We start from the raw sequence: 22,295 nt of genomic DNA, 5'->3' as shown, positions 1-22,295 counted from the left end.
GGGCGTGGGCCACGCCGCCGTTGTGAAGCGCGGGCAGGGTCACGGAGATTCCATTTGCATTCATGCGCATCGACGCATATAGAAGATCCGTGGTCACGGTTTCAGAGGCCCCGGCCCAGCCTGTGGAGGCGATCGCGCGGTGCGAGCTGTACCGGCTGCTGGCCGATCCGGTGCGGGTGCGGCTGCTCGGCCTGGCTGCGGCGGAAGAGCTCGCCGTCGGCGAGCTCGCCGAGTTGTTGCGCGAGGGGCAGCCGAAGATCTCGCGTCATGCGGCCGCCCTCCGCGAGGCGGGCATCCTGCTCGCGCGGCGCCAGGGCACGTGGACGCTGCTCCGCCTCGACCCGCGCGCCACGACCGACCCCGTGGTCGACGACGCCGTGCGCGCCGGCCAGCGCGCGTGCGCGGCGGATGGGACGCTCGCGCGCGTCGAGGAGGTGCTCGCCACGCGCGACGCCGAGACCCGTGAGTTCTTCGCGCGCGGCGGGCGGCCGTTGCGCCCGGGGCCGCCGTCCGAGCTCGCCGCATACCTCGCCGCGCTCGCGCCGCTCCTGCCCCACCGCCGGCTGGCGGTCGACGTGGGCACGGGCGACGGGGCGTTGCTCGAGGTGCTGTCCCCCGTCTTCGGCCGCGTCGTCGCGCTCGATCGCGCGAGCGCCCAGCTGCAGCTCGCGGGGGAGCGCATGCGGCGGCGCAGCCTCGAGAACGTCGAGCTCGTGTGCGGCGAGATCGATGGGCCCGAGGTGATCCGGGCCGTGGCCCGCGCGCTCGGCGGCGAGCCGCCGGCGGCCGGCGAGGCCCTCGCGGGGGGCGCCGACGTGGTCTTCGCGGCCCGCGTGCTGCACCACGCGCCGCAGCCGGCGAAGGCGATGCGCGCGCTCGTCGAGCTCGCGCGCCCGGCCGCGCCCGGCCACGCGGACGACGTCCTGCCCGCCCGCGGCGGCGCGGTGTGCGTGCTCGACTACGAGGCGCACCACGATCAGACGCTGCGGGAGCAGGAGGCGGACGTCTGGCTCGGCTTCTCGCCGGCCGACCTCCGCCGCCTCGCCGAGGAGGCGGGGCTCGCCGGCGTCGAGATCCGGCGGCTGCCGTCCGCCTGGCAGGGCGAAGGTCCGGATCGACACCTGGTTTGGCAGCTGCTCGTCGGCTGGCGCGGCGCGCGCTCGAGCGCATTCACCGGAAAAGGCAAAGGGACACCATGACTGCTGAGAAGAAGCTCTCCTACAAGGTCGCCGACATCACCCTCGCGGACTGGGGTCGCAAGGAGATCCGCATCGCCGAGAAGGAAATGCCCGGCCTGATGGCGCTCCGGGCCGAGTACGGCCCGACGCAGCCGCTCAAGGGCGCGCGCGTCGCCGGCTGCCTCCACATGACGATCCAGACCGCGGTGCTGATCGAGACGCTGGTGGCCCTCGGCGCCGAGGTCACCTGGACGAGCTGCAACATCTACTCGACGCAGGACCACGCGGCGGCGGCGATCGCGGCGGCTGGCGTCCCGGTCTTCGCCTGGAAGGGCGAGACCCTGGAGGAGTACGACTGGTGCATCGAGCAGCAGCTCTACGCCTTCAAGGGCGGCAAGGGGCCGAACATGATCCTCGATGACGGCGGCGATCTCACGATCATCGCCCACGAGAAGCACCCGGAGCTCTTCACCGGTAACGACCCCATCCGCGGGCTGTCGGAGGAGACGACGACGGGCGTGCACCGGCTCTACGAGATGCACCGCGCCGGCAAGCTGAAGGTGCCGGCGATCAACGTCAACGACTCGGTGACGAAGAGCAAGTTCGACAACCTCTACGGCTGCCGCGAGTCGCTGGGCGACGGGATCAAGCGCGCCACGGACGTGATGTTCGCCGGCAAGGTCGCGGTCGTGTGCGGCTACGGCGACGTCGGCAAGGGGTGCGCGCAGTCGCTGCGCGGCCTCGGGGCGCGCGTGATCATCACCGAGATCGACCCGATCTGCGCGCTGCAGGCGGCGATGGAGGGCTACGAGGTGAAGCGCCTCGAGACCGTCGCGCCGATCGGCGACATCTTCGTCACGGCGACCGGCTGCGACGATGTCGTCCGGGCCGAGCACATGATCGCGATGAAGGACGAGGCGATCCTCTGCAACATCGGCCACTTCGACTCCGAGATCCAGATCGGGTGGCTCGAGAAGAACCCCGAGATCAAGGAGGAGAACATCAAGCCGCAGGTCGATCACTTCATCTTCCCGGACGGCAAGCGGCTGATCGTCCTCGCGCGCGGCCGGCTCGTGAACCTCGGTTGCGCCACCGGCCACCCGTCATTCGTCATGTCGACCTCGTTCTCCAACCAGGTCCTCGCGCAGATCGCCCTCTGGACGGAGAAATACACGGTCGGCGTTCACCTCCTGCCGAAGAAGCTCGACGAGAAGGTCGCCGCTCTCCACCTGGCGAAGCTCGGGGTCGAGCTGACGCAGCTGACGCAGGAGCAGGCGAAGTACCTCGGCGTCCCCGCCGAGGGCCCGTTCAAGGCAGAGAACTACCGCTACTGAGCGGCGGGCTTCCGGCGCCCCCGTCGCTGGGGTAGGCGGCCGGTCGATGGATTCTCGCCACAGCAACGACGAAGCCCAGCGCTACCTCGACACCTACGCCGCCACCTGCGGCGAGGATCTCGCCCTCCGCGTCTACACATCCCGCCTGCTCGGCGCCGACCCGTCGCTCGTCCTCCACGGCGGGGGAAACACGAGCGTCAAGAGCACCGCCGTCGACCTCCTCGGCGATCGCGTCGACGTGCTCTTCATCAAGGGCAGCGGCTGGGATCTCGCCACCATCGAGCCGCGCGGCTTCCCGGCGTGCCGCCTCGCGCCGCTCCAGCGCGCGTGCGCGCTCGAGCGGATGACCGACGAGCAGATGGTCGCGCTGCTGCGCGGCCAGATGCTGGACCCGGCGAGCCCCACGCCGTCGGTCGAGGCGCTGCTGCACGCGATCATCCCCGCGAAGTTCGTCGATCACACGCACGCCGACGCCGTGCTGTCGGTCATCGACACGGGCGGCTCGGCCGAGGTCGTCGAGGCGATCTACGGGGACCAGGTGATCTTCGTGCCGTACGTGATGCCGGGCTTCCTGCTCGCGCGCCGCGTCGCCGAGCTCGTCCGGGAGCGCCTCGAGCGAGGAGCGCTCCCGTCCTTGATGATCCTCGACAAGCACGGCGTCTTCACGTGGGGAGACACCGCCGAGGAGAGCTACACGCGCATGATCGACGCCGTGACGCGCGCCGAGCGCCACGTCGTCCAGCGCAGCGCGATCGTCTCGCACCCCACGGTCGCGGTGCCGGACCCGGACATCCGCGCCGCCATCGGCCCGGTCGTCCGCGGCGCGCTCGCCCGCGCCTCGGGCCGCCCGTGGGTCAGCACGCTCCGCACCAGCCTGGAGCTGATCGCGTTCTGCGAGCGCGACGACCTCGCCCGCATCTCGCAGATCGGCTGCGCGACCCCGGATCACGTCATCCGCACCAAGGCGCGGCCGCTCGTGGTCGACGGCTACAACGTCAGCGACACGGCGCGCTTCCGCGCGGCCGTCGAGCAGGCCATCGCGAGGTACGTGGCCGAGTACCACGAGTACTTCCGCCGCTCCTGCGCCGCGCGGGGCGTCACGCGCGACGAGCTCGATCCGTTCCCGCGGGTGCTGCTGTTCCCCGGGGTGGGCGCGCTGTGCGTCGGCGGCTCGCGCGCCGAGGCCGACATCGTGGCGGACGTCTACGAGCACACCGTCTCCGTGATCGAGGCCGCCGAGGCGCTCGGGGGGTACCAGCCGGTCCCGGAGCTCGACCTCTTCGACATGGAGTACTGGAGCCTCGAGCAGGCGAAGCTGAAGCTCGGGGCGAGCCAGCGAGGCCCGCTGGATCGGCGGATCGCGCTGATAACTGGCGCCGCTTCGGGGATCGGCCACGCGACAGCGGCGGCGTTCCTCGCGGCGGGGGCGCACGTGGCGCTGGTCGATCGCGACGAGGAGCCGCTCGAGAAGGCCGCCGCCGAGCTCGGTGGTCGTCACCGCGGCCGCTGCATCAAGATCGCCTGCGACGTGCGCAGCGAGGCGAGCGTGAACCGGGCGTTCGCGCAGGTCGCGGCGCACTTCGGCGGCGTCGACATCGTCGTCTCGAACGCCGGCCGCGCGTTCTCGGGCTCCATCCACACGTCGGAGGGGCACGAGGCGCTGTGCGCCTCGCTCGAGCTGAACCTGCTCGGCCACCAGAACGTCGCCCGCGCCGCGGCGCGGGTGCTGCTCGCCCAGGACCTGGGCGGCGCGCTGCTGTTCAACGCGTCGAAGAGCGCGTTCAACCAGGGGCCCGACTTCGGCCCCTACGCCGTCGCCAAGGCGGCGCTCGTGGCGCTCATGCGCCAGTACGCGGTCGATCTCGGTCCCAAGGGCATCCGGGCCAACGCCGTGAACGCGGACCGCATCCGCACCGCGCTGTTCGACGCCGGCCTGCTGGAGTCCCGCGCCCGCGCCCGCAACGTCTCGGTCGACGACTACTTCCGGGACAACCTGCTCCGGCGCGAGACCACCGCGGCCGACGTGGCGCAGGGCTTCCTCTACCTCGCGACCGCCGAGGCCACGACGGGCTGCGTCGTGACCGTCGACGGCGGGAACGCCGCCGCGTTCCCCCGATGAGCGCGCAGGGTCAGAGCCCCTGCGCGCTCGGACCGCCGCCGCCCTCGCCGACCGCGGCTTGGTCGGGCTGACCCTGCGCGTCGAGCCGGATCTTCTTCCAGTCGCCCGAGCGGAACTTCCACACCATGGCCGCGGCGAGCAGGACCACGTAGGTGACGCCGGCCGTCCAGATGCCCATCAGGCCGAAGCCGAGCGTGATGCCGAGCAGCCACGCGAGCGGGACGAGGCAGGTGAAGTGCAGGATGAGCTCCACCACCATCACGAACAGCGTGTTGCCCGCGCCGAAGAGCGCCTGCGTGAGGATCATGCCGACCGCGACGAGCGGCGTGCAGATGCCCATCACCTGGAGCGGCCGGAGCGCCGCGGCCTGGACGAGCTCGCTGCTGCTGGCGAACGCGAGGATCTGCGGGGCGAAGATCGCCTCGATCAGGCCGACGACCCCGAAGATCGCGAGCCCCAGCCGGACGCTCACCCAGCCAAAGCGCGCGGCCTTGTCGCCGTCCTTCTCGCCGAGCGACTGCGCCACCAGGGTCGCCGTCGACGTGCCGAAGGCCAGGCAGGCGGTGAACGTGAGCTTCAGGATCCCGACGATCACGGTCGTCGCCGCGCCGTAGACCGGCTCGGCGCGGCCGCCCGGGCAGAGCGGCGAGATCACGCCCGCCGGGGCGACCTGGTCGAGCTTGCTCGCGATCGCGTAGAACAGGGCGAAGCCCGTCATGATCGCGATGGTCGCGACGGCGCTCGGGATCGACAGCTTGAGGATGGACCAGGTGAGCGGGACCGAGAGCTTGCTCGGGGCGAACGGGCGGTAGGCGCGCCGGTACTGCGGCAGGAGCGCGTACGCGAGCATGATCGCGAGGCCGACGTAGGTCGAGACGAAGCCCGCCATGCCCGCGCCGGCGATGCCGTACTTCGGGATGCCGAGCGACGCGTTGCCGAAGATGAGCAGGACGCAGAGCACGATGTTCAGCGCGTTCATCGCGAGCGCCGAGACGAGGTGGATGTGCGTCTTGCCGATCCCGTCGAAGAACGCCTTCAGCGCGAACGTCGCCGCCATCGACATCACCCCGAGCAGGCGCCAGCCGAGGTAGTCGAGCGCCGCCTGGCGCGCGTCCGGCACCTTGATGATGACCGACAGGATGTAGGGCATCGTCAGGTAGCCGATCGCGGAGAAAACGACGCCGGCGACGAGCGCGAAGAACAGGGCGTTCGCGAGGACCGCGCCCGCGTCCTCGGGGCGCTTCTCGGCGAAGCGGCGCGCGGTGAACGCCTGCGTGCCGACCGAGATCGCGCTGAGCGAGCCGCCGAACAGCCAGAGGACGATCAGCGACGGCAGGAGCGCCGCGTGCGCGTTCGACGACTCCGGGCACGGCAGGTGCGCGAAGAAGACGATGTCGACCTCGTTGACGATGCTCTGGGTGAGCATCGCCGCCACGGTCGGCAGCGCGAGCCGCAGGATGGCGCGATGGGGTGGGCCCGATGTAACGGCGTTCGAACCCGGCGCGGACAGGGCGATTTGAGCCATCGCAGGCTGCGCGGTATACAACGCCGCGGCGTACGCGCGAGAGAAATGCGCCGCGTGGAGCGAAGCTTACTCGGCCTTGGCGACCCGGGACCGCCGCTTGTGACGGCGCCGCTTCGCTTCGCTGCGATCCTCGTGCCCGTCCTTCTCTCCCGTGTCAGCCTCGCCACGCGCAGGTGACGGCGCGGGCGCGGCCGACTCGCGCGCCGGTGCCGAGGACGATCGCTCGCGCGCCTTCGTCTCGCGCTTCGCGACCTCGCGAGAGCTCCGATCGGCCGCGTCGCGCGCCGAAGGCTTCTCGGTCGTCTTCGGGGCCGAACCGCGCGCGGCCACGGCCGGGCGCGCAGAGGCCTCGCCCCTGGCGGGCTGCTTCGCTGCCTCGCTCTTCGCGGCACCCGCCGCCGCAGGCGGGGCGACCGGCGCTCGCAGCGCGGCCGCCTCGGGCGCGACCGCGAGGGCCGAAGGCGCGTCGGCCCCCTGCCCCGGCGCGCTGGCCACGGGCGCACCGGCGGCCGCGGGGGCGCCTGGCGCCGGCGCGGCGGCCGCGGCGAGCGCTGCAGCTGCCGCGACTGCCGCCGGCGCCTCTGCGGCCGTCGCCGGCGCCTCTGCGGCCGTCGCCGGCGCCTCTGCGGCCGTCGCCGGCGCCTCTGCGGCCGTCGCCGGCGTCTCCGTGGCTGCCGGCGCGCCGGGCGCAGCGGCCTGAGCCGTGTCGCCTGAAGGAGCGGCCGCCTCGCCCGCGACGTCGACCAACGCGGCGCCCGCGGGGACGCCGGCCGCGAGCTCGCGCCCCTTGCCCACGACGAGCACGCCCGCGAGCGTCATCACCGCGGCCACCGCCGCGAACCCGACCGCGCGACGGCGAGAGCGCGCGCGCGCGGGCGTCGCGAGCGCCTTCAGGGCGGCCTCGCGCATCTCGGCGGCGCTCTGGAAGCGGACGCTCGGGTGACGGGCCAGCGCGCGCATCACCAGCTCGTCGACGAACGAGGGGATCTGCCGGGCCGGCGCGCGCTCGCGGAGGCGCTCGGGGCTGCCCTTGATCTTCGCGTCGAGCAGCGCGACGAGGCTCGGCTCGACGAACGGCAGGCGCCCGGTGAGCATCTCGTAGAGGACGCAGCCGAGCGCGTAGAGATCGGCGCGCCCGTCGATGCGCCCGGACGCCGCCTGCTCGGGGGCCATGTACTCGGGCGTCCCCACGATCGCGATCGCGGCCCGTGCGGGGCCTTCCCCCGCGCCGGTCGCGTCCGCGACGCCGTCGGCCTCGCCGCGGTCCTCGGAGAGGCACTTCGCGAGCCCGAAATCGAGCAGCTTCAGCCCGGCCTCGCTCAGGGAGGAGGAGGCCGCGGCGCCGCTCGGGCGCGTCAGGAAGAGGTTCTCGGGCTTGACGTCGCGGTGCACGAGGCCCTCCGCGTGCGCGAGCTCGAGCGCGCGCAGCACCTTGACGGCCATCGCGAGCGCGTCGCGCCAGTCGAGCGCGGCTCCGCGGACGAGCATGGCGTCGAGCGTCTCGCCCTCGAGCAGGTCCATGCCGCAGAAGAGGCGGCCATCCGCGGCCATGCCGAAGTCGTGGACCTTCACGAGGTGCTCGTGCGAGAGGCGCGACAGCACGCGCGCCTCGCGGCGAAATCGGTTCGCGACGACGTCGGTCGCGGAGTGCTCGGCGGAGACGACCTTGAGCGCCACGCGGCGCCCCAGGTCGACGTGCTCCGCCTCGTAGACGGTGCTGCTCGCGCCCGCCCCGATCTCGCGCAGCAGCCGGTAGCGCGTGCCCGGCAGCATGCCCTCGTCCCCGCGCTCGGCCGAGGCCATCGCCTCGGCGCGGGGGCTCACCGGCGTCACGGCGGTGGCCCGGTGCGCCTTCGCGGCCGCGACGAGGCTCGCGAACTCGCTGCGCGAGCGCCCCGGCTCGCCCGGGAAGAGCCGCTGCATCAGGTGCGCCGCGCGCGCCCGCACGCCGCGCTCGCCGCCCGGCAGGGCCACCGCCGCCCCGAGGAGCGCGGCGAGATCGCGCGCGGCGGCGCGGCTCGACGGGTACCGCGCCTCCCTGTCGAACGCCGTGAGCCGCGCGATCGCGGCGTCGAGCGCCGGTGGAGCCCCGAGCCCCACGGCGATGGGCGGCGGATCGTTCTGGTTGCGCGCGACCGCGGCCATGTGCGTCTGCGCGTCGCCCTGGAGGAAGCGCCGCCCCGCGCACAGCTCCCAGAGCATGATCCCGAGCGCGTAGAGGTCGACCCGCGCGTCGCCCGGGTCGCCGTTGGCCACCTCCGGCGCGACGTAGCCCGGCTTCGCGAAGACGACGCCCGCGACCGTATGGCAGCGCCGGTTCTGCCCGCGGGCGGTGCCGAAATCGATGATCTTCACGTCGCCGGAGAACCCGAGCATCACGTTCTGCGGCGACAGGTCGCGGTGCACGATGCCGAGCGCGCCGCCCGACGGGTCCCGGCGCTCGTGCACGTGCGCGAGCGCCTCGGCGATCATCGTCGCGATCGCGACCGCCTCCGCCCAGTCGAAGCGATGCCCGAGCTGCACCGCCCTGGCCCGGACCTCGCCGAGGCTCCGGCCCTCGACGTGCTCGACCACCGCGTACGGCTCGCCGGTCGCCGGGTCGACGTCCGCCTCGATCACCTGCGCGACGCCGGAGTGCTGGAGCTGCGCCTGCACGCGCGCCTCGTCCAGGAAGCGGGCGATGTAGCTCGGGTCGGAGGCGTGCTCGCGGCGGATGATCTTCACAACGACCGCGCGCTCCGCTCCCTCGAGGCCCGTCGTGGAGGCGAGGAACACCTCGCCCATGCCCCCGCGGGCGATGCGCCGCAGGAGCACGTAGCGGCCGAGCGGCCGGGGAACATCGTCCGCGGCGAACCCGCTCTTGGTGGGCTCGTGCGAGGGCGGAAGAACCGGGCGAGGCACGGTCGCAGAGGAGTTCGCCATGGAGCGAACCTACCGGATGTAGGACAAGGTGGGCCAAATTCGGGTGGGTGGTTCGCTCCACCACGCCGAGACCGCTCGATTTCGGAGGCGATCCCGGTCCGCCGCACCATTTCGACACAGGGGCTCTCCAGTTTATCCACAGGGTTATCCCCACCCTGTCGACAAGTCGCGTCCGGCGCGCGTTTCGAATCGACGGCCGAGATCCGTCCGGACGGGTCCCGGAACGTGGCAATCTCCAGCAAAATGGGGCCATTGCTCTTGCGGCGGGCCTCAGCTACTTCTTGCCTCGGATGTCGCGGCACGCTGTCCAGCGCATGATGACCTTGCTGACGTTCGCGTTGGCGCTGGTCCTCCCGCTGCGTGCGCGGGCCGCGATCGTTCCGATCTGCGACGACGACCGGATGACGATCGTCGCTCCGCCGGATGAGCCGTCGTGCACCGTCCTGACCAGCGTCGACGACGCGACGGGCGAGACGAGGGACGCGCCCATCTGCGACCCCCGCGGCGCGTCGTCGGTCGCGCCGCCCCGCACCCTGCCGGTCGCCGACGATCGGATCGACGCGGCCCCCGGGTGCGAGTGGAGCGAGCCCTGGCCGACGGTCGGACCGAGCTCGCATCATCCCGTTCCTGTCAACGAGCTCGCCAGCGCGCCGCAACAGGCGCTGCTCCTCCCGGAGTTCGTCTTCCCCGCCCCCTCCGCGCCCATGGCGCAGTTCTCGTTCATCGCGCTGCCCGGGGGACCGCGCGCCGGCGTCGAGCAGGGCGTCTACCACCCGCCTCGATGAGGCGAGGTCGCCGGCAGGCTGCAGTCGACCGCGCCACGCGGCCCCTCGGAGGCCGCGGATCGAGGCGCGAGCTCAGCGCTGCCGCGAGATCCGGAGCGTTGCCGGTCTGACCCGAGCCCGCCAGGCGCTCGTCCGGGACCATGTCGTGAAGGCGCGCCGCCCTCGAGGGCGGCGCGACCCTCGCGGCCGGGCCTGGGCGCAGCTGCCCCCATGACGGGCCGAGGGCGGTCCTGGCGCTCCGCCGGGGGGTCGTCGCCACACGCGGCGGCGCCTCCTTCGGCCCGGGGTGGCTCGCCGCCCCGGAGTTCACGATTGGCCGTCTTGTCGCGGGCGCTCCACCTGGTGTCGCGCCCGCGTTGAAGGAGGGGCCCGCCTGGCGGAGCTCCACCAACGTTGAGAGAGGAAATCATTCATGAACAAGGGAACAGCCATCGTCGGCTTTCTTCTCTGCTTCATCGCAGGGATGGGGCTGATGTGGAGCATCGATCGGAGCGCGGGCTCGCGCGGGCATGAGGTCGCGACGAGCGTCGACGACGGGCAGCCGTGGAGCGACGAGGACGCGGCCATCCCCGTGTCGTCGAAGGACCCGCTGTGGGGCGCGCGCACGGCGCCCGTGACGATGGTCGTCTTCAGCGACTTCGAGTGTCCGTTCTGCAGCAGGGTCGAGACGACGATCAACCAGCTCAAGGAGAAGTACGGCCCCGACAAGCTGCGGATCCTCTGGAAGAACAACCCGCTCCCCTTCCACAAGAACGCGCGCCCGGCGGCGCTCGCGGCCGAGACCGTGTTCCGCCTCGGCGGGTCGAAGGCGTTCTGGAAGTTCCACGAGCTCGCCTTCCAGAACCAGAAGAGCCTCACGCCCGCCAACTTCGAGGCGTGGGCCGCCGAGGCCGGCGTCGACAAGGCGAAGTTCAAGGCGGCGTACGATCGGCAGGAGTACATGGCCAAGATCGACGCCGACATGGCGGTCGGCAAGTCGTCCGGGGTCACCGGCACGCCTGCCTCGATCATCAACGGCGTGTTCCTGAGCGGCGCTCAGCCGATCGACAAGTTCACCTCCGTCATCGACGAGCAGCTCAAGGCCGCGCAGGCGGCGGTCGCCTCGGGCACCAAGCCCGACAAGGTGTACGCCAAGCTCGCCGCGGAGAACAAGGCGAAGGCGCCGCCCAAGCAGGACCGCGAGCGCCCGCAAGAGGACGACAAGACCGTCTGGAAGGTGCCCGTCGGCGACGCGCCCGCCAAGGGCCCGGCCACCGCGCTGGTCACCATCGTCGAGTGGTCCGACTTCCAGTGCCCCTTCTGCAGCAAGGTCGTCCCGACCATGGACGAGCTCGTCAAGACCTACGGGGACAAGATCCGGTTCGTCTGGAAGAACAACCCGCTGCCGTTCCACCAGCGCGCCGAGCCCGCGGCCGAGCTCGCCATGGAGGCCCGCGCGCAGAAGGGCGAGAAGGGCTTCTGGGATGCGTATGACCTGCTCTGGAAGAACCAGCAGAAGCTCAACGACGAAGACCTGCTCGGCTACGCCAAGGAGCTCGGGCTCGACGTCGAGAAGGTGAAGGCCGCGATCGCCACCAAGAAGCACGGCGCGTCCATCGCCGCCGATCAGGAGCTCGCGGACGACCTGCAGGCGTCCGGGACCCCGCACTTCTTCATCAACGGCCGCCGGCTCGTCGGCGCGCAGCCGATCGACAAGTTCAAGACGATCGTCGACGAGGAGATCAAGAAGTCCGAGGGGCTGCTCGCCAAGGGCATCGCCCCCAAGGACCTCTACGCGGAGATCATCAAGGACGGCAAGGAGCCGCCGCCGCCCGAGCGCAAGGAGGTCGCCGCGCCGGCGCCGAACAGCCCGTGGAAGGGCGGCGAGAAGGCGAAGGTCGTCATGCAGGTCTTCTCGGACTTCGAGTGCCCGTTCTGCAAGCGCGTCGAGGACACCGTCTCGCAGATCTCGAAGACCTACGGCGACAAGCTGAAGATCGTGTGGCGCCACCGGCCGCTGCCGATGCACAAGAACGCGCCGCTCGCGTCCGAGGCCGCGCAGGAGGCCTACGCGCAGAAGGGCAACGCGGGCTTCTGGGCGTACCACGAGGTGCTCTTCAAGAACCAGGGGCAGCCTGAGGCCTTCTCGCGCGCGTCGCTCGAGAAGTACGCCGAGGAGCAGGGCCTCGACATGACGAAGTTCAAGAAGGCGCTCGACACGAACACCCACAAGGCGTTCGTCGACGCCGAGAACTCCGTCGCCGACAAGGCGGGCATCAGCGGGACGCCGGCCTTCGTCGTGAACGGCTACTTCATCAGCGGCGCGCAGCCGTTCTCGAAGTTCAAGAAGCTCATCGACAAGGCCTTCAAGGAGGCCGGTGAGACCGCGCCGGCCGCGGCGAGGGTCGACGCCCCCAAGAAGCCGGCCGGCGCCGCGCAGCCCGCCGCCCCCGCCGCTCCCGCCGCGCCGAAGTGAGCCGCCGCCGCGCGGTCTGACTTCCCGCCCCCCCACACCAGCCCGCCCCGAAGGGCGGCTCCCGTGAACCGGATGAGCCGCCCCCCTGCTCGACGCGGGGTCCGGTGGACCTCTCTCTTCGCGATCGCTCTCCTGTGGCAGAGCTGCGGGGCGCTGCCTCGCGCCCGCACCGCAGGGCCGAAGAGCGCTGCCTCGCGCCGCACGGCCGTGGCGCCGCCCGCGCATCGCGCGGCCAGCGTCAGCCCGTGGTGCGGAACCGCGAGCGCCCCTCGGAGGTCCACCACGCGCGGTAGCGCTCCTGGGCGGCCTCCCGCTCCTGCCGCGGGAGGTCCTCGTAGTAGCCGAAGTACTCCTTGGTGATGCCCTTCAGCTCGTCGATCGCGGCGCGGCGGATCGCAGGCTTCTCGTGCGTGAGCGCGTCGATGATCCACTCGATGCGATGGCGATCGGCGTTCCTTGACCACCACGACGCCCACCTGCGCGCGTCCCGGCCGTGATCGTCCCGCGTGATGACGACCAGCGCCCGCGCCGCGGCGTCGACGATCGCCTCGTGAGGGTCGGTGAGCGCGCTCAGGAGCGCAGGCACGACCGAGCCGGAGCGGATGTCGGCCATCGTGTCGATGGCGGTCAACCGCCGCGCCGACGCTTCCTCCCGGTCGCGCGCGATGTGATCGAGCCCCTGCAGGATCGGACCACCGGCGGGCGGCGACGCGATCAGCTGGGTGGCCGACCGGACGGCGATCCGCCGGACGGCGATGTTGTCGTCGAAGAGCCGGGGAAGCAGCGCGTTGGCGGCTTCCGGGTACGGAAGCTCGCCGAGCACGTGCGTGGCCCAGAAGCGCACCTCGGGATCGGGCGAGGCGCTCCGCACGGTCATGAAGGGCAGCGCCGGGCGCCGGATCGCCACGATCAGATCGAGCAGCGGCCCGCACTGCGAGGCGGGAGGAGCTGCGGCGACACCGGCAGCTCCGTCCGGACCGGCGAGCTGCTCGCGGAAGCGCTGGCGCTCGCCCCGGAGCGGGCCTGGAAAGCGCGCGGCGATGACCGAGACCGCCGTGTCGCCGTGGCGCACGAGCTCGGCGAACGCCCTCGCGCCCGCCTCGCCGCCCGCGAGGACATGCTGCAGGAGCGAGGTGTACTCGGCGCGCAGATCGCCGGCGCCGGCCGGCGAGGGCGAGACCGCGGCGCGCCGCTCGGACGGGGGCCTCGCGTGCGGGGCGGGGCTCTCGACGGCGGCGGGCGTGCGGCGGCGCCAGGAGGAGCGCCCCACGGCCGGCGCCGGTCCGAGGTCGCGATGCTCCTCGCCGCCGGGCGTGATCGAGCTGTCGAGCATCCACGGAGGCCGTGAGTACCGCCTCGTCCGCCCCTCTTCAGGCTCGCTGAGATCGAGGTCCTCCGGGGGCGCGGGCGCCGCGGGGATCTCGAGGTCGGGGATCTCGTCGATGGCGGCCGGCGGCGTCGGCCCAGTGATGGCCGGCATCATCGGCTCGGTGACCGCCTGCATCATCGGCGCCGTGACCGCCGTGCCCGACACGACGTCCACGCCCGCCTCGAGGCCCAGCCGGAACTGCGGCTCGATCCCCAGGGTCGGCGCGCGCGGCATCGGGGCGGGCGGGATGGTCGAGCTGAACGCCATCGCGTGCGCGGCGCCCTCGTCCGGCTGCACGGGCTCGGCCTCCACGCCGGTACCGCGGAGCCCGAAGGCCCGCGCGACAGCGTCGATCCCCGAGCCGCCGTCCTCCGTGGACCAGCCGCCTTGCGGCCGCCTCGCGTGCGGCTCGACGTCCGCGCTGTCGGCGCGCCGAGGCTCTCCCGCGCCGAGGTGCGCGTGCGCTGCGCGCGACGCGGTCCCGACGTCAGCGGCGGGCGGGCCGTGCGCCTCCGCGCGGACCATGTGGCTCAACTCCATCAGCGCGGCGCGGGTGCGCAGGGAGAGCGGCCCCTCCGTCGCGTGCTCGTCGCCCGGCGCGGCGGCCTCAGCCGACGGCGCAGCAGCGTGAGGCGGCGGCGCGGCGGCCTCGGGCGACGGCGCAGCAGCGTGCGGCGGCGGCGCGGCGGATTGGTGGGGTGATACCGCGGCTTCTTGAGGCACCGAGCTGTCGCGCTGCTGGGCTGCCCCGCCCCGGTTCAGCTTCTTCCGCAGGATGAGCCGCTCCAGCACCGTCGCCGCGAGCCCGGCGAGCGCGATGAGGTCTCCGATGCTGGAGAGCTCGACCGACGAGGCGCCGTCGTCGCCGTAGACGAGCGCGACGACGCGGCCGCGCACGACCACCGGGACGACCGCGACAGCGGCCGCGTGGACCGCCCTGCCGAGCTCACGCTGGAGCTCGGCGTCGGGGGCGCTGCCAGCGAGCGCGGTGACGAGCGGCGCGCGGAGCGTGCGCGCCCTGGCGAGGACGCACGGGCGATCGAGGGGCACCGCGATCTTCGCGACGCGCTCGCGCTCGGCGCCTGGCCCTGCGGCGTTGCGGCCTTCGGCGCGCTCGCCGTGGACGGTGAACAGGACCGTGTACTCGAAGTACTGCTGCGCGAAGTCGAAGAAGACCGCGAGCACCGCCTCGCTCGCGTCGACGGCGGCGAGCTCCTGTTCGGCCATGGCCAGCGTGAACGGGCCCTTGCGCCGCTGCGCAGCCGGCGCGGACCGGCCCGCTGCGCGCGTCGCGCCATTCACCGCCGGTGCGCTCGACGAACGCTCGCGCCGATCCGCGACGGGCGCGGGCGCTGCAGGCGCCGGCGCAAGCGGCGCAGGCGCATCCGGCGCAGGCGCATCCGGCGCAGGCGCATCCGGCGCAGGCGCATCCGGCGCGGAGGCTGCAGGTGCAGCCACGACCTGCGCGGGCACCACGGGTGCAGGCGCGACCGGCGCGGGCGCTGCAGATGCAGCTCCGCTTGGCTGGTGCTGCGACGCGGCGGCCTGGAGCGGTGTGTCCTGCTGCACGCGGTGCGCGGCCGATGCCCGCTTCAGCCAGCCGGTCAGCAGGTGATTGCCCGCCGGCGTCGGGCGCGCGCCGGACGACACCGGCGCGGGCGGCGCTGACGCCCTCATGGGCGGCGCCGGCGCTGCCACCGGCGTCTCCATCACCGTCACGAGCGGCACTTCGTGCACGGCTCCCGACGCGGCGAACGGCGCCAGGCGCGGCGCGAGCTCCTCGGACCGCGGTGTCGGCTCCGGCGGCTCGATCGCGGGCTCTTCCTCCGTCGCAGCCGCCTGGGCGGGATGCGCGGCCTCCTCGTGCGGCCCCGCCGCGGCGGGCGTCTGCCTGGCTGGAGCGGCGGCACCTCGGCCGCGCTGCGGCGCGAGCTCGGCGAGGCGCGAAGCGAGCGCCTCGACCCGCGGCGTATGCGCCTCGAGGTTGCGCAACGACGACAGATCGAGCGGATACTGGGCGACGACGGTCGGCTCGTCGTCCAGCTCGTGTAGCGGCGGCTTCCTCGGCGTGGGCACGGCCTCGTTGAGCGCGACCTCTGCGACGACCGTGTCCTCGTCGTAGATCGAGGTCAGCGCCTCCACGGTCGGAGCGTCATCGATGCTGGGCCGCTTCTGCGCGTGCGTCTCGACCGCCTCGTCCTCCTGCTCGTCGACGCCGGCGAGCGAGGCCGCACCGGTGTCCGAGGGCGAGGTCGCGTCGATGTCCGCTGGCGAAGCGGCATCGCCCCCCACCGGCAAGGGCGCTTCGACGCTCGCCGGCGGAGCGGCATCGACCTCACCGGGTGCGGTCGCATCGTCTCCTGCGGCTCCTGCGGTCGATGCGGCACCGGTACCGGCGGGCGAGGTCGGCAGCGGCGACGCGCCCGGCGGGGGCGCTGCAGCGGCAGCGGGGCTGGGCTCGACCGCTTCCGCGGGGCTCGGCTCGGCTCGCGCGTCGAGCTGCTTCACGAGCCGCGACAGGCGCCGCTCGAGAGCGAGCCCGTAGTGCTCCGCGAGCGCCTGGCGGATGCGCACCAGCGGCGCCGCGAGCTGCCGCAGGTTGACCCCCAGCGCGACGCTCAGCTTCTCGACCGCGGCCGGCGAGAGGGGCTCAGCCGTCGCGATGACCAGCGTCGCCTCGGGCTGCGGGGCGCCGGTCGCCGCGGCGTCGAGATCCGTGCGCACGTCGAGCGGGAACACGCGGTGCTCCACCGCGAGATCGACCGGGATGGTCCGGAGCACCTCGGGCGACGCGGGCCGCAGCCGGCCCACGGCCGGCGGGAGCCCGACGCTCTCCGCGAGCAGCGCCGTGAGCTCGCGCTCGCGCACGGCGCCCAGCTCCAGGACGTTCGTGGCGAGATCGCCGCCATGAAGCACTTGGCGAGCGATCGCCTCCTCGACCACTCGCATCGAGGTAACCCCATGCTGCACGAGGAGAGAGCTCAGCGTCGGCATCGAGGCGCATTCATCCGTGTGCGGTGGAAGATGGAGCACGATCGCGACGTGCGACCCAGTCCATCCTAGACGAAGTCTTCATCGGACACGATCCGCGCGTTGAGGCCCCGGAGGACCACATCCGTCCGTCATCGCCGCTCCACGTGGAAGCGACCTTCCATTTCAGGCTCAGGCAAGCCCGGGGTGGGCGTCCCCTCCAACGCCGCCAAGGGTGCACGTGAAGCGCAGCCCGCTCGCGGAGAGGCCGGCGTCCGGCGCCGCCGAGCCGCCGTCCCGGCGCTCGGACGAGGATTCCACGGTCAGCCCGCCCCCGTGCGCGTCGAGGATGCCGTGCGCGATCGCGAGCCCCAGGCCGAGCCGCTCTCGCCGGCGCGGCGCGACAGGGTCGGCGGGGATCGCCGCCCGCTCCCCGAACGGCTCGAGCAAGCGGGCGAGCGGCTCCGGCGGGACCGGGCCCGCCTCGTCAATGACGGTCACCACCGGCCCACCGCCGGCGCTGGAGACGCGGATCCGCACCGGCCGATCGCGCGAGCGCAGGACGGCGAAGCCGAGCACGTACTCGAGCGCCACCCTCAGCAGCTCCGGATCCCCCTCCAGGGTGGTGCCCCCGTCAGGCTCGCCCTCGAAGGAGATGCGCACCCCGCGAGCGGCCGCCGCGCCCTCGAGGTGCACGGCCGCGCGACGGACGAGCTCGACCGCGTCGCACCGGCCGATCATCATCGGACGGCTCGCGTCCGCGCGGAGCCAGATGGAGTTGTCGAACTCGTCGAGCAGCCGCTTCAGCCGCTCGCCTGCGCCTCGCACGCGCTCCAGCATGTCGCGCGGCGCTGCCCCGAGATCTTTCTGGTAGCGCAAAAGATAATGGACCCCCGCGAGCATGGTCGCCAGCTCGCCCCGGAGATCGTGGCCCACACGCGCGAAGAACTCGTCATTCATCCACATAGACGCCTGCTCCGAATATGCAGCAGCGCGGACCTTGAGCATCAGACGAGCAAGCCAACTGTCGTCGGGACTGCCCCGAAACAGGGGTCGCCGGCCGGTGAGGACAGACGGCGCAGAGGGTCCATCTGCGCTGGACAGTTGATGGTTGCGGATAAGCGACCTGGGCACAAGATGTACTCGGGGTGCAGGTTCCACCTCCACCAGGGCGGGGGGACCTTTCCAGAAACGCCAGCGGGGAGCCGTTGCCCTCCCTGCCGCGCATCCAGGCCCGAGCACCCCGGGAGTGCTGTCAGCCGAGCCGCGAGCGGGGGAGCATGTCCGAGGCAGAGCGCAGAGAGTTCGCCGAGCACTGCGAGGAGCAAGGCGACGAGGATAGCCTGGTGATCGAGAAGCGGCGCCGGGTCCTCATCGTCGATGATGATCCCGATTTCCTCGTCATGGCGGAGGCGGCGCTCGACGCGCACGGCTTCCTGGTGGAGCGGGCGGCGGGCGGCCTGCGCGGGGTGTTCCTCGCCACGCAGGACGTGCCGGATGTGATCCTGTGCGACCTGCGCATGCCCGGCATCGACGGCTTCGTCGTCGCCGAGGCGCTCCGCGCCGATCCGGCGACCCAGCACGTCGCCATCTTCGCGTGCACCGGCCGGCGCGATCTCGAGGCCCGCGCCGCGCTCAACGCCTCGGCCTTCGACGGCGTGCTCGTGAAGCCCGTCGACTGGGACAGCGCCGCTCGTTTGCTCCACGAGATCGTCGGACTCCGCCGGCCCTACGGACCTACCCAGGGTGAGTAAGGAGGGGCCTGAGATCCCCTCAGGGCAAGTGCAGGGCGGTCCCTGCGCGGGAGGGGAAATGCCCGGCGTCAGGCCCGCAATAAGGTATACAAACCTCGCGTGACCCGAGCGGATCGCCCCCCTAGATGGATCGCGTCGATGCCAGCCGGACGATGTCGGCGTCGCTCGCAGCCAATCGGCCGGCGTGCTGAGGAATGGAAAGGTTCACTGGGATGGAAGTGAAGTGTGACGAAAACGCGTTCTCGCCGCTCGTCCTGGTCGTGGACGACTTCCAGGACAACCGGGAGATGTTCGCGGAGTACCTGTCCTTCTCCGGCTTCCGCGTCGCCGAGGCGGCGACCGGGCGGGAGGCGCTCGATCGCGCCTTCGAGCTGATCCCGGATCTCATCCTGATGGATCTGTCGCTGCCGGAGATCGACGGCTGGGAGGCCACGCGCCACCTCAAGAGCGATCCGCGCACGAAGCGGATCCCCATCGTCGCCCTCACCGGTCACACCCTCGCAGGGCACTCGCGCGAGGCGAAGGACGCGGGCTGCGACGCGTTCCTCACGAAGCCTTGTCTGCCGGACACGCTCGTGCTCGAGATTCGCCGTCTCCTGTCGCGCAGCGAAGGCGAGGCGCGAGCAGCGTCGTCGCAGCCGGATAGAGCGACCTGACGCATCGCGGGGCCGCGCGCGGGAACGCAGCACGGACATCCGGCGAGGTCGGCGCGGCGCACACGATCCGACGGGATCAGCGACGCCCACGCCGCGAAGCGGGGCCTGCGAGATCGCGAAACACGCAGAGGCGCTCCCGGGTTGCCTCGACTTGACTGAGGCACCACCTGACTATTCCCACCACATTCTTTCTGGCTAACTGATCGCTTGAGAGACAAGAGGGGACAAGGATGGCGGGGGTGACCAGAAAAAAAGCTGGAAAAAACGCGCCAGAGGGCGCGGATTCAGCGCACGGCCGCACGATGCGCGGACGCCCCTCGGCGGTGCCCCTGCGCGCACCGAAGAGGAGCTCGACGTCCGCCGCGGGGAGCGGGCCTCGCTCCGCAGGACCGGCTACCCTGCGCGCCAGGGTGCCCAGGCGATCGAAGGCGGACGCGGAGCGGCACGCTCCACGGAGCGATGCGGCCGAGCGCGAGCGGCTCGAGGCGCAATGTCAGCGGCTGGAGCTCCGCGCCGAAGCGTCCGAGCGCATGCTCCGCGAGACGGTGTCCACCATCTCTCACGACCTCAGGAACTCGCTGAGCGTCATCGTGGTGAGCGCTCGCATGCTGATGCGATCGGTCCCTCAAGAGGGATCGGGGCGGAGGCAGCTCGAGGCGATCACCCGCGCGGCGGACGAGATCAACCAGCTCGCGCAGGACCTGGTCGACGCCATGAGCATCGAGAGCGGCTCGCTGAAGATCGGCAAGGGCGCGCACGAGGTCGAGCCCATCCTCGACAAAGCGATCGAGCTCGTCGGGCCGACGGTGGCGCTGAAGCCGCTCGAGATCGCGAAGGAGCTGCCGCACGACGTGCCCCCCATCGCGTGCGACCGGGATCGCATCGTCCAGGTGCTCGCGACCCTGCTCGGCAACGCCATGCGCTTCACCCCCAAGGGCGGACGCATCACGGTGCGCGCGGAGGTCTCGGGCACGGACGCGCGCTTCTCGATCTCCGACACCGGCCCGGGCATCGCGTCGGAGATGCAGCCGCTGCTCTTCGCCCGCCACGCGCCCGCTCGCCGCCCCCTGGGACAGGGGATGGGGCTCGCGGCGTTCGTCACGAAGGGCATCGTGGAGGCCCACGGCGGCACGATCTGGGTCGAGAGCTCGCCCGGCCAGGGCAGCACGTTCTTCTTCACCATCCCCGCGGCCGGGCTCTCGGTGCGCGCCCCCGAGACGGAGCGCGCCTAGCGGCGTGGCGACGCGCCGTCAGGCCGGCCGGAGCGCCGAGAGCCAGCGGCGGAGGATGGCGCGACCCTCCGACAGCTTCTGCAGCGACGCCCACTCGTTGCGCTGGTGCGCCTGGGCGTTCTCGCCGGGGCCGAAGTTCACGGCGGGCACGCCGAGCTCCGCGAAGCGGGCCACGTCAGTCCACGCCTGCTTCGGCTCCACCGCGGCGACGCCGGCCTCGCGCAGCGCCACCACGAGCGGGTGCGACGCGTGCGGCGGCGCCGAGGGGCTGAGATCGCGCCAGGCGATCTCGGCGCGGCCGGCGACGAGCGCCTCGATCGTCCGCTGCGCCTCCTGGATCGATGTTCCGGGCGGGAAGCGGTGGTTCAGGTTCATCGTGAACTCGTCGGGCACGACGTTCCGCCCGCGCCCCCCCTGCGCCATCGTCGCCGTGGTCACGGCCCGGTAGGTGAACCCGTCGATCTCGACCTCGCGCGGCGCGAGCGCGGCGAGCTCGACGAGGAGCGGGCCGGCCTTGTAGATGGCGTTCTCGCCCTGCCAAGGCCGCGCGCTGTGCGCCGTGCGCCCGCGGAACGTCAGCCCCGCGTGGAGCGAGCCGCTCGCGCCGAGGCTCAGCTTGTTGTCGCTCGGCTCGAGGCACACCGCGAGATCGAGCGCGCAGAGCGCCGGCTCGCGCTCGATCACCAGCGCGAGCTCGTTCTCCAGGTAAGGGCCTTCCTCTCGCGCGTAGAACACGAGCGTCAGATCGACCCCGGCGATGTCCTTCCGCTCGCCCTCCGCGAGGTCGAGCATCAGCGCGAGGCCGGACTTCATGTCGCTCGCGCCGGGACCGTAGAGGCGATCCCCCTCGATCCGCGGCGGCCCGTCGTGCGAGGTGCGCACGACGTCGAGGTGACCGGCCAGCGCGATCTTCGGGCCGCCCGTGCCCTGGGTCACCTGCACCACCAGCGAGTCGCCGTGGCGGCGCACCGGCGCGGCGAGCTGAGCCCGCCCGAGCCGCTCCGCGACCTCCGCGCAGAGCGCCTGCTCCTCCCCCGTGGGCGAAGGGACAGAGCACAGCCAGAGCAGCGTGTCCGCGAGGCCTGCATCGGCCGCCGCGTCCCGGTCGGGCCGGACGCTCACACCGGCACCGCGAAGTCGCGCAGCGCCGCGTTCAGCGACACCTTGCGGTCGGTCGCCTCGCTGCGCTTGCCGATGATGAGCGCGCACGGGATCGAGAACTCCCCTGCAGGGAAGCGCTTCGGCCGCGTGCCCGGGATCACGACGCTGCGCGCCGGCACCCGGCCGCGGTGCTCGACGACCTCGGGCCCCGTGACGTCGAGGATCGCCGTCGACGCGGTGAGCACCACGCCCGCGCCGAGCACCGCCTCCTCCTCGACCACGACGCCCTCGACCACGATCACGCGGGAGCCCACGAAGGCGCCGTCCTCGATGATCACCGGCCGCGCGCCCGGGGGCTCGAGCACCCCGCCGATGCCGACGCCCCCGGCGAGGTGGACCCCGCGCCCGATCTGCGCGCAGCTGCCGACCGTCGCCCACGTGTCGACCATCGACCCCGAGCCGACCCACGCGCCGATGTTCACGTAGCCGGGCATGACGATCGCGCCCTGCTCGAGGAACGCGCCGTAGCGCACCGTCCCCGGCGGGACGACGCGCACGCCCGCCTTGTCGAGCCCCCGCTTGAGCGGGATCTTGTCGTGGAACTCGAAGGGGCCGACCTCCATCAAGCTCATGCTGCGGAGCGCGAAGTAGAGCAGGATCGCCTCCTTGATCCACGCGTGCGTCACCCACCGGTGCGCGGCGCCCTCGCCCGCCGCGCCCTCGCCGCCCGCCTGCGGGGCGTTGTCGCGCTCGGCGACGCGGAGCTCGCCTTGATCGAGGCGCTCGATCGTGCGGAGGACCGCGGCCTCGTGCGCGGGCGAGCGCAGGAGCTCGCGGTCACGGAAAGCCGCCTCAACAAGGGACTTCAAGGATTCATCGGTGGCCATGTCGCCGC

The 22,295-nt window shown here is 72.4% G+C and carries 14 protein-coding genes; 8 read left to right on the top strand and 6 right to left on the bottom strand.

From position 1 onward, the window contains the following. Positions 1–89 precede the first annotated feature (89 nt). Genes WME89_RS17595 through WME89_RS17585 form a run of 3 tightly spaced genes read left to right on the top strand, consistent with a single transcriptional unit; the run spans position 90 to position 4,631 of the window. On the top strand, positions 90–1,199 hold the full coding sequence (locus WME89_RS17595; RefSeq protein ID WP_438010285.1) for an ArsR/SmtB family transcription factor: 1,110 nt from the start codon (positions 90–92) through the stop codon (positions 1,197–1,199). Continuing rightward, positions 1,196–2,512 (top strand): adenosylhomocysteinase, encoded by a 1,317-nt coding sequence (gene ahcY / locus WME89_RS17590; RefSeq protein WP_438010284.1) that lies wholly within the window; start codon positions 1,196–1,198, stop codon positions 2,510–2,512. Before WME89_RS17595 ends, ahcY begins: the two co-directional genes overlap by 4 nt. A gap of 46 nt (positions 2,513–2,558) precedes the next feature. Next, positions 2,559–4,631 carry a bifunctional aldolase/short-chain dehydrogenase gene (locus tag WME89_RS17585; protein WP_438010283.1) on the top strand — a complete coding sequence of 691 codons (2,073 nt, stop codon included), beginning with the start codon at positions 2,559–2,561 and terminating at the stop codon, positions 4,629–4,631. Positions 4,632–4,641: 10 nt separating this feature from the next. On the opposite strand, the gene WME89_RS17580 is transcribed toward WME89_RS17585, so the two are convergent. Then, positions 4,642–6,156 (bottom strand): MATE family efflux transporter, encoded by a 1,515-nt coding sequence (locus WME89_RS17580; RefSeq protein WP_438010282.1) that lies wholly within the window; start codon positions 6,154–6,156, stop codon positions 4,642–4,644. Positions 6,157–6,222: 66 nt separating this feature from the next. Next, the gene (locus tag WME89_RS17575) at positions 6,223–9,078 is read right to left on the bottom strand and encodes a serine/threonine-protein kinase (RefSeq protein ID WP_438010281.1); all 2,856 of its coding nucleotides are present in this window, start codon (positions 9,076–9,078) and stop codon (positions 6,223–6,225) included. A gap of 314 nt (positions 9,079–9,392) precedes the next feature. Here WME89_RS17575 and WME89_RS17570 point away from each other — a divergent pair, with 314 nt between their 5' ends. Then, a complete protein-coding gene (locus WME89_RS17570; RefSeq protein WP_438010280.1) occupies positions 9,393–9,863 on the top strand; it encodes a hypothetical protein in 471 nt (156 codons plus the stop codon). Between the two features lie 412 nt (positions 9,864–10,275). Beyond that, entirely contained in the window at positions 10,276–12,318 is a 2,043-nt protein-coding gene (locus tag WME89_RS17565; protein WP_438010279.1) for a DsbA family protein, read from the top strand. 238 nt (positions 12,319–12,556) lie between these two features. On the opposite strand, the gene WME89_RS17560 is transcribed toward WME89_RS17565, so the two are convergent. Together WME89_RS17560 and WME89_RS17555 are read right to left on the bottom strand one after the other, a co-directional pair. Continuing rightward, on the bottom strand, positions 12,557–16,636 hold the full coding sequence (locus WME89_RS17560) for a hypothetical protein (RefSeq protein ID WP_438010278.1): 4,080 nt from the start codon (positions 16,634–16,636) through the stop codon (positions 12,557–12,559). 213 nt (positions 16,637–16,849) lie between these two features. Next, a complete protein-coding gene (locus tag WME89_RS17555; RefSeq protein WP_438010277.1) occupies positions 16,850–17,623 on the bottom strand; it encodes a sensor histidine kinase in 774 nt (257 codons plus the stop codon). 314 nt (positions 17,624–17,937) lie between these two features. Here WME89_RS17555 and WME89_RS17550 point away from each other — a divergent pair, with 314 nt between their 5' ends. The 3 genes from WME89_RS17550 to WME89_RS17540 all read left to right on the top strand — a co-directional run bounded on the left by WME89_RS17550 (position 17,938) and on the right by WME89_RS17540 (position 20,299). Next, positions 17,938–18,411, top strand: a complete 474-nt coding sequence (locus tag WME89_RS17550; RefSeq protein ID WP_438010276.1) for a response regulator — start codon at positions 17,938–17,940, stop codon at positions 18,409–18,411. 212 nt (positions 18,412–18,623) lie between these two features. Beyond that, positions 18,624–19,067 carry a response regulator gene (locus tag WME89_RS17545; RefSeq protein ID WP_438010275.1) on the top strand — a complete coding sequence of 148 codons (444 nt, stop codon included), beginning with the start codon at positions 18,624–18,626 and terminating at the stop codon, positions 19,065–19,067. 410 nt (positions 19,068–19,477) lie between these two features. After that, positions 19,478–20,299 carry a sensor histidine kinase gene (locus WME89_RS17540; protein ID WP_438010274.1) on the top strand — a complete coding sequence of 274 codons (822 nt, stop codon included), beginning with the start codon at positions 19,478–19,480 and terminating at the stop codon, positions 20,297–20,299. 18 nt (positions 20,300–20,317) lie between these two features. Here the strand turns inward: WME89_RS17540 and dapE are convergent, their stop codons facing one another. Continuing rightward, positions 20,318–21,421 carry a succinyl-diaminopimelate desuccinylase gene (dapE, locus tag WME89_RS17535; RefSeq protein WP_438010273.1) on the bottom strand — a complete coding sequence of 368 codons (1,104 nt, stop codon included), beginning with the start codon at positions 21,419–21,421 and terminating at the stop codon, positions 20,318–20,320. Then, positions 21,418–22,287, bottom strand: coding sequence for a 2,3,4,5-tetrahydropyridine-2,6-dicarboxylate N-succinyltransferase (locus tag WME89_RS17530; protein WP_438010272.1), 870 nt, complete (start codon positions 22,285–22,287; stop codon positions 21,418–21,420). Before WME89_RS17530 ends, dapE begins: the two co-directional genes overlap by 4 nt. Between the last annotated feature and the right edge of the window lie 8 nt (positions 22,288–22,295).

The sequence above is a fragment of the Sorangium sp. So ce321 genome (assembly GCF_051530195.1).
In the GTDB taxonomy this organism is placed as follows: Bacteria; Myxococcota_A; Polyangia; order Polyangiales; family Polyangiaceae; genus Sorangium.
The sequence above is the reverse complement of the archived record's forward strand: the minus strand, read 5'-3'. Positions and strand labels throughout refer to the sequence as shown.